General features: G+C 54.0%; 12 protein-coding genes. 5 read left to right on the forward strand and 7 right to left on the reverse strand.

What is annotated here, in order from left to right:
- Positions 1-6: 6 nt before the first annotated feature.
- Positions 7-1,551, forward strand: coding sequence for an oligosaccharide flippase family protein (locus ACR0AJ_RS09565; RefSeq protein ID WP_480740713.1), 1,545 nt, complete (start codon positions 7-9; stop codon positions 1,549-1,551).
- A 44-nt stretch (positions 1,552-1,595) separates the two neighbouring features.
- Here ACR0AJ_RS09565 and ACR0AJ_RS09570 read toward each other — a convergent pair whose 3' ends face one another.
- Genes ACR0AJ_RS09570 through ACR0AJ_RS09580 form a run of 3 tightly spaced genes read right to left on the reverse strand, consistent with a single transcriptional unit; the run spans position 1,596 to position 4,515 of the window.
- Entirely contained in the window at positions 1,596-2,756 is a 1,161-nt protein-coding gene (locus tag ACR0AJ_RS09570) for a DegT/DnrJ/EryC1/StrS family aminotransferase (protein ID WP_170350118.1), read from the reverse strand.
- The gene (locus ACR0AJ_RS09575) at positions 2,753-3,394 is read right to left on the reverse strand and encodes a GNAT family N-acetyltransferase (RefSeq protein ID WP_170350119.1); all 642 of its coding nucleotides are present in this window, start codon (positions 3,392-3,394) and stop codon (positions 2,753-2,755) included. Before ACR0AJ_RS09575 ends, ACR0AJ_RS09570 begins: the two co-directional genes overlap by 4 nt.
- Before the next feature lie 29 nt (positions 3,395-3,423).
- Positions 3,424-4,515, reverse strand: a complete 1,092-nt coding sequence (locus ACR0AJ_RS09580; protein ID WP_170350120.1) for a lipid II:glycine glycyltransferase FemX — start codon at positions 4,513-4,515, stop codon at positions 3,424-3,426.
- Between the two features lie 220 nt (positions 4,516-4,735).
- Here ACR0AJ_RS09580 and ACR0AJ_RS09585 point away from each other — a divergent pair, with 220 nt between their 5' ends.
- Genes ACR0AJ_RS09585 through ACR0AJ_RS09600 form a run of 4 tightly spaced genes read left to right on the forward strand, consistent with a single transcriptional unit; the run spans position 4,736 to position 8,613 of the window.
- Positions 4,736-5,689, forward strand: a complete 954-nt coding sequence (locus ACR0AJ_RS09585) for a glycosyltransferase family 2 protein (protein ID WP_480647483.1) — start codon at positions 4,736-4,738, stop codon at positions 5,687-5,689.
- Positions 5,689-6,903 carry a GNAT family N-acetyltransferase gene (locus tag ACR0AJ_RS09590; RefSeq protein WP_480740715.1) on the forward strand — a complete coding sequence of 405 codons (1,215 nt, stop codon included), beginning with the start codon at positions 5,689-5,691 and terminating at the stop codon, positions 6,901-6,903. Before ACR0AJ_RS09585 ends, ACR0AJ_RS09590 begins: the two co-directional genes overlap by 1 nt.
- Positions 6,900-7,919 (forward strand): lipid II:glycine glycyltransferase FemX, encoded by a 1,020-nt coding sequence (locus ACR0AJ_RS09595; protein WP_170350123.1) that lies wholly within the window; start codon positions 6,900-6,902, stop codon positions 7,917-7,919. The genes ACR0AJ_RS09590 and ACR0AJ_RS09595 overlap by 4 nt, the downstream gene beginning before the upstream one ends.
- 1 nt (position 7,920) lies before the next feature.
- Positions 7,921-8,613, forward strand: coding sequence for a polysaccharide deacetylase family protein (locus ACR0AJ_RS09600; protein WP_480740717.1), 693 nt, complete (start codon positions 7,921-7,923; stop codon positions 8,611-8,613).
- Here the strand turns inward: ACR0AJ_RS09600 and ACR0AJ_RS09605 are convergent.
- The 4 genes from ACR0AJ_RS09605 to ACR0AJ_RS09620 form a co-directional block, all read right to left on the reverse strand.
- Positions 8,610-9,305 carry a sulfotransferase domain-containing protein gene (locus ACR0AJ_RS09605; RefSeq protein WP_170350125.1) on the reverse strand — a complete coding sequence of 232 codons (696 nt, stop codon included), beginning with the start codon at positions 9,303-9,305 and terminating at the stop codon, positions 8,610-8,612. The genes ACR0AJ_RS09600 and ACR0AJ_RS09605 overlap by 4 nt on opposite strands.
- A 298-nt stretch (positions 9,306-9,603) precedes the next feature.
- The gene (locus tag ACR0AJ_RS09610; protein WP_480740718.1) at positions 9,604-10,935 is read right to left on the reverse strand and encodes an O-antigen ligase family protein; all 1,332 of its coding nucleotides are present in this window, start codon (positions 10,933-10,935) and stop codon (positions 9,604-9,606) included.
- A 155-nt stretch (positions 10,936-11,090) separates the two neighbouring features.
- On the reverse strand, positions 11,091-11,882 hold the full coding sequence (locus ACR0AJ_RS09615) for a sulfotransferase family 2 domain-containing protein (RefSeq protein ID WP_170376725.1): 792 nt from the start codon (positions 11,880-11,882) through the stop codon (positions 11,091-11,093).
- Between the two features lie 135 nt (positions 11,883-12,017).
- The gene (locus ACR0AJ_RS09620) at positions 12,018-12,614 is read right to left on the reverse strand and encodes a hypothetical protein (RefSeq protein WP_170350128.1); all 597 of its coding nucleotides are present in this window, start codon (positions 12,612-12,614) and stop codon (positions 12,018-12,020) included.
- Positions 12,615-12,827 lie beyond the last annotated feature (213 nt).

Consider the following 12,827-nt stretch of genomic DNA (forward strand, 5'->3'; position numbering starts at 1 on the left):
AACAGTTTGAAGCAGCCGTCCGATCCTGTTGTGGATAAAAGCACGTCTGCCCGCACGTCCGCTCTTGCGGTGGGGGCAACCACATTGCTTGCCTCCAGCCTGTTTCGGCAAGCGCTTGGATTGATCACACTGATCGTAACCGCCCGGCTGCTTACACCAAAAGATTTCGGTATCGCCGCCTATTTCCTGGTCGCCACGGCCTTTTTGGAAATGATGCAGCGGCAGATCGCAACAGTTCTGATCCGACTGGACGATGTCACTCTTGAGCATCTCAAAACCGTTTTCACCTTTCAGGTAATCCTTGGCGTCGTTGCTGCGCTGTTTTTCTACGTTACCCAGCCATTGCTTGCCCTGCTCGAAATACCCGAGCTGATCCAACTGGCACCCATTCTTTGTGCCCTTTCACTGATTATAGCTCTGAAAAGCCCCCGCTTCGTCCTTTTTGAACGCAAACTACGGTTCAGTTTCGCCGCCGCCGAAGAAACGATAAGCCGGATCGTGTATTCGATCATTGCAATCAGTCTGGCGTGGCTTTGGGGTGATTTCTGGTCAATTATCGTCGCCAGTGTCTGTGCGCTGATAACGCGCAGTATCTGGACCTACAGCATGGCCCCCATGACCATACGATTGTCATTGGCACGCTGGCGCGATTGTTTGTCCTTTTCGGTCTGGACCACGGGCGCCCAAGTCTCATTGTTTTTCTCGAACAACATGCCGCAACTTATCATCGGTGCCACCCTGGGGCTGGCCGATGCGGGTGTATTCCGGCTTGGGAACAGGTTGAGTACACTTGTCACAACACAGCTGTTCGCCCCGTTGCAACGTGTGCTTTATCCCGGGCTTGCAGATATATCGCGCAACACCGACCGCCAAGATGAGGCGTTTAATCGGCTGAACGAATTGCTTCTTGCGATCGTGTTACCGGTTTCCCTTGGGATGGCATTAGTGGCCAATCATATCGTCGTGGTCGTGATCGGCTGGCAGTGGTTGGGCATCGTACAGGTCATATGGATTCTGGCCCCGCTCAAGGCGCTTGAAACGCTGCACGAAAACGTGCGGTCCGCCGCCTATATTGAAGGCTCTACCAGGATACTGTTTATCCGGAACACGTTCCTTTTGGTGTTCGTCTGCCTGCTGATGCGCGAAGGGGTGGAATTCGGTTTCTCAGGCGCGCTGATCGCAGCAGGCATCGCCAGCTTGGTCACAATCTTTACAACTCTGATGATTGCGAAACGTTATGGAACCCGCACGTTTTTTGGGCCAATAACTGTTGCCTGGCGGTCATTTGTGTCCACTCTGGCGATGGTTTCTGTTGTTCTGTTCGTCAGCAGCGCCTTTGGCAGCGGCGACGCGGTGGGTTGGGCCTATGAAACAGAGGAAGACCTGCCATTGCTGCGCTTTCGATTTGCGATCAAGGTTCTGGTCGGGATCTTGACCTACATCGGTACGCATTTCCTGCTTTGGAAGCTAAGCGGTAAACCCAAAGGCGTCGAAAGCATGACATTGGAGTTGGTGGCCAAAATAAGATCCAGACTCGTCACGGCGCATTAAGGTTCTGCATTGGACTTCGCCTTACTCAGGACATGTCCCGCACCTCAGCTCGAAAGCACTTCTTGCAGAGCGGATACAATGTGATCGATATGATCCTCTGAAAGATATTGATGCAGCGGCAAGGACAGAACTTGGTTCTTTAGCGCTATTGCCTCATCCTGACCGGTCCAATCCAGATTTCGATGGAACCCAGCCCACCAAGGCGTGGCACCGATACCACGCGCCTGCAAATCACGCGCTGCCCGGTCGCGCCCGTTCACCACAAGCGGCATGATCAGTGGGCAAGTCTCGGTTTCGAGTTCCGACTTCAACATCTCAACGCCCTGTACCTTTTCGAGACGCTCGCGATATCGATGCCAGTTGGCTCGTCGGATTTTGATGGTATCAGACACCGAAAACGAACGAAGCTGCCGAGACGCAACGACGCTGATACGGCGCCTCTGCAAATCTGGATCAAAGTAATAGTGCCCGGGAATATCGTCCATCTCGTCGGTTGTTACATGGTCCGGTTCTGTCATCCCAGACCCGCCGGACAAAGCACGTTTCAGGATTCGGGCCCGGGTAGATCCCAGCACATTTACCAAGGTTGACCGTGCCACTATCTTCGCGACCACTTTTCCCGGTGCCGGGCGTGGAAACGGCACAGCCGCGGTCAGATCGGGGGCGTTCACGACCAACGCCCCGCCTTCCGGCACCGGTACGAATTTGTGAAAGCAAAAAACCGAGATATCGCCGGTGCGCCCTTCTGCCGGGCTTTTTCCGCTCAGAAGGCTCAGCGCACAATCTTCGATCATCCGCAGCCCATAGTTGTTGCAAAGCGCGCGCAGGGCGGTCAGTTCAGGCTGAATAATTCCAAAATAATGCGTGACATAGATTGCCCGCGTTCGGGCCGTAATCAGTGGCTCGATCCGAGCGGGATCAGTACGCAGGTCTTTACCGACCGGATAAAGCCGCACCTTCAGTCCGGCCTGCACAAGCGGGTCAACCTCTGATCCGCAGTTATAAGCCGGTGCCAGAATTTCGTCCCCGTCCTGCAGCCCCAGCACATCACACGCAGCATGTATCGCGACCCGTGTCTGAAATGCATAATGCACCTTCCGGTTCGCAAGTAGTGCGAGAATACCACCCTGCGCATCCTGCTTCCAAAAACTGCCTGCCCTCATGGGCATGTTCGCAACGGCGTCGGCAATTCGGTTCCGCGTCATCTTGTCAGCGGCTTCCAGCTTTGGCGGGACGTAAAGCGCGATTCATTGTGAAATCCGATCAACCTGAAGCCAAGTTTTTCTATGTTTCTCCGTGACGTGTAATTGTATTCGTGACAGGCGATAAAAAAGCGCCGCGTTCCCGCCTGCAACCTTTCGGCCATCATGGTCCGATGTACCCTGACCTGCAAGCTACGCCCCCTGAATTCAGGCAGGACAACGATCTGAAAAAGTATTTCTGCATCTGACGGCACCGCGCAGAAGAAGTGTTCATCTTCATCGGGACCCAAAATCCAGGCAAGGCAACAGACCTCTCCGTCGAGGGTTGCCGCCCATAGCCAGCGATCTTTGTCGAACCAGCTCTTGTCGCCCCATTCCAGGTTTTCCTCGCCGGATTCCAGTCGCCGCCGCAGGGTCTCGGGCAGATCGTGCCAGCCTGAAACCCTGCTAACTTCAAGTGTTGGATCATCCGCAGGCTGGTTTTTCAGAAAGTCATCCCCATCAAGCTGAAACACCAAATTTCTTCGACGCAATCCGATATCTGCAACGGTTGCCCAAGCTTGATGCAGAAAAGCCCCGGCGCCGCGATGGGCCGCACTACGCAGCAGGATCAGCTTTTTTCTCTGTCCTAATCCAAACACGCGTCACACCTCCTGCAGCGCCGTGGCCCCTACCCCGATTTGGTCAGGGCCTGCGCCGCCCTGACACCGCGCCGTGCGACCTGTTTCAACTGTGACGGAACCACATTTGCCCGGTGGAACAGACGATGAGTGACCAATGTATGTTCTGCCACGCGTCTGACCGGGCGTGGCTTGAAATAGGTTTTATATTCAAGAACGCTGAAATCAGGATGGCTGCGGTCGATATCGGGCAGATACCCTTCGACATCCAAGTTTTTGCATCCCTGCTCCATCGCCCACTTCATCCCCCTGAGCCAAAGCAATGGAGCAATGCGCAGATTACCAATCAGGCTGGCCGCGGCGGGGTCCGCCACAAAACGCCGGGCAAAGGCCGTAATCCGACTGCGATATAACAAAAACCCGCCCAAGAATGTGTCCTGGTGATAAGCGGTGAACAGAACCCCGGCCTCGGGGTCGTTATATACATTCTGAAATCCGGCTTCGTATTCGGGGCGTGTGACCGGGGTCAGGTTGTTGGGCTTGATCACCAGCGCGTTTAGGCAATCAAAAAAAACCGCGATCTGATCAGGCGACGTGATGTGACGGATTTCGACATCCGTTGCCTCGATATTGCGCAGATTTCGACGCGCACTTCTTGAAAACGAGCTGCGCAACTCATCCAAAGAACGGTCGAGGCCAATCAGCCCGGTATCACGATGGGGCGCTGGATCGGTTATCTCCAACCCGGCTTGCGTAAATCTCTGATGCAGCTGATCGGCGTCATCATCCAGCCAATATGGCGTGACCTTGATGGCATCGACCTTTGCAAAACGAGGGTGACCTGACACGGCGACCACAAATTCAGTCAGCGTCTCGGGATCGTCGCAGATCGGCCCGCTCAGCGCCAGGGCTACCGAATATCTACCCACCAATATCCGGCTGCGGTACAGCGAAAACAGGCCTACGGCGCAAATTTCCCCCTGTCGACGCGCGATCGCAAAAACCACAGTTCCGCCGATTGCACGCTCGACATCGGCAAACCGAGGGTCCTGTCTGGGGTGCTGATGCTGGCAGCTAGCCACAAATTCACGCCATTCATGTATTTGTTCACCGGTCAGGTCATCGTAACATTCGATATCCATTAACCACTCACTTTCCTGGCGCGACCACAAACCGTCAGCCAAAAATACAAAACCTGTTAAAATCGCCATCCTTTTCAAAAATATAGAAGGTATATGCCACAAAATGTAAAAATAATTCACCGCCTCGGTGGTTTCGCGCGCAGAAATGCGGATCATTGGCCTGTGTATTGGGGAATTAAGCGCCTGTTGCGATGTGTGTTTCCTCGGAATCGAGAGTTACATGAGTGTTTTATCTGAATCAGAAAGCACGGGATGCGCTGTTTCGATTGTCATCGTAAACTGGAATACGCGCGATATTTTGCACGATTGTCTTCAATCCATAGAAAATCAGACACGCCTGCCTCATGAAATCATTGTGGTGGATAACGCCTCGGGCGATGGCTCGGCCGAAATGGTCAGTGAAAATTTTCCCAACGTAAAACTGATCGCCAACCCCAGTAATCGCGGCTTTGCTGCGGCCAACAATCAGGGGTTGGAGATTGCCAAAGGCGACAAGCTTTTGCTGCTCAATCCCGATACGATCATCCTGGACCATGCGATCGACGTCATGAGCGGATGGCTCGACGCGCATCCGGATGTTGGGTGCGTTGGATGCCAGGTGTTCGAAGACCCCGAAACCATACAGCTGACCTGCTTTGCCGATCCCGGACCGCTAAGCGTGGCGGTGATCGAGTTTGGGCTGAAACGGCTGCTTCCATGGCCGGAATACGGCGGTTGGGACCGGACCACACCGCGCGACGTGGATGTGGTCTCGGGCATGTTCATGATGGTCCCGCGCCCGGTGTTCGAAAAGGTCGGGCTGCTGGACGACGCCTTTTTCATCTATTCGGAAGAGGCCGACTGGTGCCGACGTATCCGAGATGCAGGCTGGCGCTGCGTCTTCGCCCCCGAAGCTCGGATTCTACATCTTGAGGGTGGATCGAAAAGCACCGCACAGATCAAGTCCCGCATGTATGTGCAAAAGCAAAAGAGCAAGACGATCTATGCACGAAAACACTATGGCCGGGTCGGAGAGCTGATAACGCGCAGTATCTTCGTCACCAGCGCGCTGCTGCGGGGCACCACCTTTGGCCTGCTGGGTCTGGTGCGTGCCACACCTGACCGCTCGGCCCGGTTGCGGCTGTCGGGAGCCGCGATCCGGTATCATCTGTTTGGGCAGGAACCTGCCACGTGATGGATGCGGTTTCCACCAGATCACAAGAAGCGCTCGAATGCCTTCAGGCACCGGCCCAGGCCCTTGCCATAAGGGCTGAATGGGATGATCTGGTCACGGCAACCGGCGCCGATATCTATTTCCTGAGCGATTGGCAGGTCGCCTGGTGGGACCACTATGGCAAGAGCTTTGCCTCCAGCCGCCGTCCTGTGTGTTTCATTCTGCGGGACGGGCCCGAGTTGATCGGTGCCTTGCCTTTTTGCATCGAAACGATCTGGGCCGGACCAGTTCCCGTACGCATCGCTCGGCTGGCCGGGGTCGATCCCAATTTCGCGGTCATGGCCTTGCCTATTGCCACCGGTCACGAAGAGGCCGCCCTGCGCGCCGCCTTCACGCATCTGACCCAGCAACTGAACTGCGCCGCCATCAGTCTTTCCCCGATGTCAGAGCGTTCGGTATCGCTGAAAATCCTCCGCTCCATGGATGTGCAAGACGTGTTGCTCTTGCGCGACGACAGCCCGCGCGGACACACTTTGATGGACCTGCCCGACAGCTTTGATGGGTTCATGAAGACGCTATCGAAAAGTCGGCGGCGCGAGGTACGACGGGATATCAAGCGCTTGAATGAAATAGCGCCTTTAAACAACACCAGCTCAAGCCCGGATATGGTCGATCCAATGATGGACCGGTTCATCGCGCTGCACACAAAACAATGGCGGGCCGCTGGGAAAGGCGGGCATTTCTCGGATTGGTCCGTAGCCGCCGGATTCTATCGCGACCTACTGCACCGGCTGGCCCCCAGTGACCGGGCCATGATTGATGAGCAATGGCAAGGCGACAGGCTGCTGTCGAGCCAACTGCGCTATACTCAGGGCGACAAGGCCTATTGGTGGCTGAATGCCCGTGAAACAGATCCTGAATTTGAAAAAGTCGGGCTGGGGCGTGTGGGGCTGATCGAACGGGTAGAGCGGCTGATTACGGATGGTATCCAGCTGGTCGAGGCCGGAGCCGGGGAATACGAATACAAACTGAGTTACGGCGGTACGCTGGTGCCGATCCATAACATCGTGCTGGCCGGGAACCGTCCTGCGGCGCGGCTGAGGGCGCGGGCTTTGCTGTGTTGGGCGGATGCGCTGCACCTGTTTTACTACCGCGCCTGGTTTCTGAAGATTCGACCCCGGCTAGGGCTGAAACCCGGCAAGCTCTGGGCCAGCTGGATACGGACACGACTATGACCGGGTCTCTGACACTGCAAACCGTTGCTGCCGAAGACTGGCCCCGGATCAGTGCCGAATTTCGCGACCTGACCTATGAGCAAACCCTAACCTATGCGCAAGCGGCGGCACGGCGGATCGGGGCCCAGGCGCAATTTGTCAACCTGTCAGATCAGACAGGCAGACCCGTTGCTGCGGCCTGCCTGCGCCTGAAATTAGTGCCGGGCCTGGGGCGAGGCATCGTCTGGATCCCGGCTGGTCCGCTTGTACATCACGAGACCACGCCACAGACACTAGAGGCCGTGTTTACTGCCCTGCGCACCTATGCTGAGCAAAGCGGACATATCCTGCGGTTCCGACTATCTGCGTTATCGGCGCGCAACGTCTCGTCGGTAGATCAGGTTGCCGCTGGGGCTGGCTTTGTGCCAACGGATCGGGCGTCTCACTACAGGACGGTGATCGTCGATTGTGAGCAGGATGAAGACACCTTGATGCGCGCTTTGCACGGCAAATGGCGCAATCCTCTGCGCAATGCGCTCAAGGCGGGGATGGAACTTGAAACTGGTCCGATAACGAACCTGTTCGGGCGCTTTTCCAAGCTCTACGAACAAGTGCAGGCCGCCAAAGGGTTTCAGCCGGACATCCCACCGGAATTCTATTACGCCCTGTCTGGGTCGGATTTCGAACATGACGTTTTAATTGCACGCAAAGACAACGTGGATATCGGCGCGATGACGATCGGATATACCCGCCACAACGCCACTTATCTGTTCGGGGCGACATCGGATGCAGGACGGAGGCTTAATACAGGGCATTTTATGATGTGGCAGGCCATGCTTTATTGTCAGGACCGAGGACTCAAGTGGTTTGATCTGGGGGGCATTGATCAGGACGCCAATCCAAGTGTCACCCGCTTCAAACTCCGCACCGGTGGTGTGAACACTATGGCGGCGGGTCCGTTTGAGGCCCGACAAAGTGGGCTTGGCACAGGTCTAATCAATCTTGCTGAAACACTGCACAGAAAGCTGAAATCCTGACATGGCCCGATTGATTGGTCTCAACTTCCACGGCATAGGCACACCGGCCCGCGACCTTGAAGAAGGCGAGGCACCCTACTGGCTGTCTGAGGCACAGTTTTTTGACGTTCTAGACCGGGTTGCAGACAGCCCCACCCCGTCGACCTACTGCCTGACTTTTGATGATGGCAACCTCTCGGATTACAAGATCGCCCTGCCCGCCTTAAAGCAGCGGGGGCTGACCGCGACGTTCTTTGTTTTGACGGGACGATTGGACGAGCCCGGCTCCCTGACCCGCGATCACGTCAAAGCACTGATGTCTGCCGGAATGGGTGTTGGCAGCCACGGGATCGCGCATGTCGCCTGGAATATGTTAGGAACAGCCGCGCTTGAGCAAGAGCTGACCGGCTCACGCGAAGTGCTGCAAGAACTAAGCGGTGCTGCGGTGACCAAGGCGGGGATACCCTTTGGCAGATACAACGCCCGCGTCCTACGTGCCCTGCGCCGCACTGGTTACAAAACCGCGTTTTCCAGCGATGCGGGATATATGAGCGACACCGCGTTTCTACGCCCGCGCACATCCTTGCGCGGGGATATGACACCGGCTGAGATTGACGCGATCCTTGCGGGTCGGATGCCTGTCAGCAGACGAATGCGTCGCACGGTCAGCATGATCAGAAAACAGTTTTTACCCCTGGAAAAAAAAATCCCTTAGACAGCGCCCGTCGAACCTGTAACTGGGGTTCGGGCGTATCCGAATTTTTCCAGAACCTGTCCCAGTTCCTGTTCAATATATGCCACATGCTCGGGCTCTAACTCGTCTTTCCACTGACCGCTGCGGCTGCTGCGGATATGCGCGCCCTCATTGGTTTTCGTGGCAGAGACCTTACTGCGCTTTCCGGCCTCAAACAGACGCATCAGGCGGACGCCCAATTCATGCTCTTGCCCCTGCAACCCCAAGAAATTGAACATCTCGGAATAGACCGCATCACGCTGATCCCCCATCAGATCGTCGTATGACACCTCAAGAATATTCGGATCATCCAAATCCCAGGTCTCAAGAATTTCGCGGCTAAAAAAGATGAAATGACGGATTGTCATGAACAGGCCTTCGGTTTTGTCCGCGGCCTGCAGCTTTTCCTGATAGGTCTGCCCGTTTTCATCCGGGATATGGGCCCAAAGCTCATTGGTCCACAGATGATAGTGATAAGAGGATACGATTATGTCGCGCGGATCACGCATGATATGTATCCCCCGATAGGGGCCAACTTCAGACCAAGGCGTCCGGCTATGGGCCGATAGAAAGACCCTGGTTTCAGGCTGAGGCGCCAGTTTCGAAAGCTCCTCAAATCGCGCATCCAACCCAAAAGCCAGAAACTTTAGCACAGCTTTGAAATAGGTGGTCATGGCCTTGTGGTGCGTCGCGACGAAAATTTTGGGTTGATCTTTTTCGCCAGTACGCGCGCGCCACCTGTTGGACATTAGAAGTGGCAGAATTTGCCAAAACTCAGGGTTTTTCAAAAGCCCATAGTTTTTGCGAAACGAGATGGGAACCTGTGTCAGTTTCTTTTTCAGCGCCGATCGCTTCGGCTTTCGGCCAATTCCGGCATCCGTCGTAATTTTACTTTGCTGAACTGACACTTGTCGAAATCCTCTTGCATCGTTCACCGAACACGCGTCTGTGCCGCCGCCAACATTGGCCCATTCACGTGTCTTCCGACCCAAATCGAGTATATCTTATTCGCCGCCTTCCGCTTTGTTTCATCTCAGATTGTGGCTGATCGCTTTCTTCTTTGGCATTGACCATCCAAAGACCTGCGCCCAGCAAAAACATCAAAAGACACAATGTTGCATCCCAGACGTGCACGGTAACGGCTGCAATGCAAAACCCGGTCAGAGAAAAAAGGTACCCCAGTCGGAAATTTTCCAACCTGCTGGGCAATTGGGCTCGGCCTAAAATCACATAGATCACAATTATGGCAGCCACCAAAAATATGAGTGCTGGCAACCCATAGCGCAAAGCGATGACCAGCCAAAAATTGTCAACGCTTCCAAGCATCCATCGCGGACGTGTCCAGGGATTGAACCCAAGCCCGAATATTGGATTTCTCATCACATCATCTGACGCATAAATAAAAATATTAATCCGGTTAAAAGCTGTTGACTTCTTAAACGTCAGGTAGGCTGCAAACAGCTGGGCAGGAGGTCGATCCGCGGCGATTTCGAGGAACAAGTACAGCCCGCCAAGCATATACAACAACATGTTCCACTTTTTCTGAAAAAACGCGAATACGTTCTTCCAGGTCATCAAACCAAGCTGCACCATGATCGCAAGCCATGCCCCTGCTGACAAAGACACAAAAGTGGCCAGAAAGACGCCTCCTGACCTGCTAACTTTGTATGTGAAACCCCTGTCATTCCCCAGGACGTACCAAACCAAAGAAAAGGCTACGCTGCAGAAAACACCGTAAAGGATCGGGTGCGGCATCGGCCCCTGTGCCCGGAAAAAGCCCAAGCGCGGTTCGAGTGGAATTGTAGGATATACGTTCCCCACCTTGCTGAACAAATCGAGAAGCACAGAATTGTTCGAAATGAACTGATTGAGGCTAAACGGCAGCATGAGCAGTACCGCAATGAACATCCAGCGCACAAAGGCACGGAATGCATGCTCGTCCCGTATCAACCAGCGCGCTATGAAATACGGACCCGTCGCCTCGACAAATGCGATACCGTTATATTCCCATCTCGAAAACCCGTGGTGGAACACGATCGCCAACACTGTCCAGAATGCAAATCCTAAAATCAGGTAGTCCGGCGCATAGTACCCTCCGGACCCATCAAACCAACGGATCATTGCCGGTACAAAGAAAATCAACAAAACCATGCGATAGCCGCTGAGTTGCAGCCCCGCAACCTGAAAATACAGCGGTAAAATGAAGCTTAGAAATAGCAATGGGAGGATAAACGACCCAGACGAGCGGCCGGTACTGTCACCCGTCGCCTGCAAAGCCCCTCTTGTACCTGTCGATGCTACCAATGAAACTCACCACCACTTTGCTCTTATGATACCAGAAATACCTCTGACCTGTCTGTTATCCCCACTACAGAACGCAGAAAAAAATCCATTTCTTGATGAATATCACAAAGGCAGTGGCTTTCACCCGGTTTAAATCATAGCAGCGTTGGATTTAGTTATGCTGCAACATCCTCGAGCGCTTTTTGGTGAAAAGCAAAATCTGCCGCATAATAGTCTTTCACGAAATTACGCAATTCGGGTTCCTCAAAAACAGAAGGCAAGACGGAACCACTTGGCTTCATTAATATTTTTCGGGCTGAAACGCGCAGCTTCTCATGTATCGGGTCGGGCAATACTCGCTTGGCAACTGCGCTGCCTGCGTACATGACGCGGCTCAACCCCTGGTAACGAAACACCGTAGTCTGGTTGATATGACCAATTTCCAGCGCGTCTGTCCCGATATGGCGGGCTAGATCAGAAACGAAACAATCCATCCGTTCGACAGGGTATAGGTTCCTGACCAGCCGTTTTCCTTCGACCTCGATGAAGCCCGATTGCCGGCTGAAATGGATATATTCCGGCGCAATCACGGCAGGTTCTGATTGTAGATAGGTGACAACCTTGCCGATCTCGTCGCGTATCTCTCGATCCTCAAGCTGCGCGAACTCTTTGCCCAGATACATCTTCGCACGTTGGGCCATGGCAGACCGGAACCGTTGAAACGGATCGCGCAAAAGCGCGTAGCTTTCATAGGTCTCAAGCTTGCTGAACGCTTCGGGGTCCAGGTCTCGCAATAAGAGCAACGGCAAGTGGCGAAAATCAATCTCACCCAGTTTCGGATGGTTCTCTACAGCTTTCAAGAACCGGCTGTCGGCGTCATGAAATGGTAAGACAGCGTTTCGAACCGATGTTCCCGCGCATTTGGGAACATGAATGAAAATGAAACGATAGCGATCAGACAAAATCATAAATCACGATCATAGACAGAATACAGAACTTACATAGCGTTATGTGAAAATACAGGTATCGCAATCAGCGACGGGGCGCAATTTTGCGCCCCGTCCAAGATGTTTCACTTTGCCTGCTGGCTGAATATAGCGGCGTCAGGCAATCAGCGCGTTGTCGAAAACAGTGGTATCAACAAACTCGACCTCATCATCGATCGCAAAGGAGCTGACCTCACCATCGATATCGGCCCGCCATTGTGATCCAATCGTCCAATTCCGGTTGTTTACATCGCTAAAGTCGAAGTCCACGCCGGTTTCATCAATGACAACCTGATCATCAACAAGAACCTGCAAACGGTCCTCGTCTTCATCCACCAGAACGGTGATCTCATGTTTTTCGAGATCGTTCAGGCCAATGTCCTTTGCTTTGAAGCCTTTGTGGAATTTGGCGTCATTATTGGCGACTTTCACGACCAACCCATCGTCTTTGAGAATCAAGCCAATTTTCTGGTGATTCCAAACAAGGCGCTGCGCGCTTCCATCGGCTTCGTCCCGGGCAAATTCGACCGTAAACCCAAGCTCACTTGAACCACTGAATTCTTCGAGTCGACCCAAGTTTATGTAGTCGTCCTTTCCATCGAATTCTACAACGGGGCCGGATCCGGTATTCACGACGGTCGTGTCACCCTTCAGTCCGATGTCGTCTTGATTCAGCAAACCTCCAATATCGAGAACAAAGTCATCGAACATCATCTGAGACGATTGGCTTGAATCTGGTTGCGTGACCCCGTTGTCAGGTTGGGTTGTCCCGCTATCAGGTTGAGTTGTACCGCTGTCAGGCAGAGTCGTCCCGCTGTCAGGCTGGGTCTTCCCGCTGTCAGGTTGAGTTGTCCCACTGTCAGGCTGGGTTGTACCACTGTCAGGTTGGGTCGTCCCGCTATCGGGTTGCGTGGTCCCACTGTCAGG

Source organism: Ruegeria sp. CJ9 (assembly GCF_056536625.1).

What these genes read in the sequence shown, in the direction of transcription:
- ACR0AJ_RS09570 (WP_170350118.1), bottom strand. Translation starts at nt 2,756, where the DNA reads ATGACGCGGAACCGAATTGCCGACGCCGTTGCGAACATGCCCATGAGG.
- ACR0AJ_RS09580 (WP_170350120.1), bottom strand. Translation starts at nt 4,515, where the DNA reads ATGGATATCGAATGTTACGATGACCTGACCGGTGAACAAATACATGAA.
- ACR0AJ_RS09585 (WP_480647483.1), top strand. Translation starts at nt 4,736, where the DNA reads ATGAGTGTTTTATCTGAATCAGAAAGCACGGGATGCGCTGTTTCGATT.
- ACR0AJ_RS09590 (WP_480740715.1), top strand. Translation starts at nt 5,689, where the DNA reads ATGGATGCGGTTTCCACCAGATCACAAGAAGCGCTCGAATGCCTTCAG.
- ACR0AJ_RS09595 (WP_170350123.1), top strand. Translation starts at nt 6,900, where the DNA reads ATGACCGGGTCTCTGACACTGCAAACCGTTGCTGCCGAAGACTGGCCC.
- ACR0AJ_RS09600 (WP_480740717.1), top strand. Translation starts at nt 7,921, where the DNA reads ATGGCCCGATTGATTGGTCTCAACTTCCACGGCATAGGCACACCGGCC.
- ACR0AJ_RS09605 (WP_170350125.1), bottom strand. Translation starts at nt 9,305, where the DNA reads ATGACCACCTATTTCAAAGCTGTGCTAAAGTTTCTGGCTTTTGGGTTG.
- ACR0AJ_RS09615 (WP_170376725.1), bottom strand. Translation starts at nt 11,882, where the DNA reads ATGATTTTGTCTGATCGCTATCGTTTCATTTTCATTCATGTTCCCAAA.
- ACR0AJ_RS09620 (WP_170350128.1), bottom strand. Translation starts at nt 12,614, where the DNA reads ATGATGTTCGATGACTTTGTTCTCGATATTGGAGGTTTGCTGAATCAA.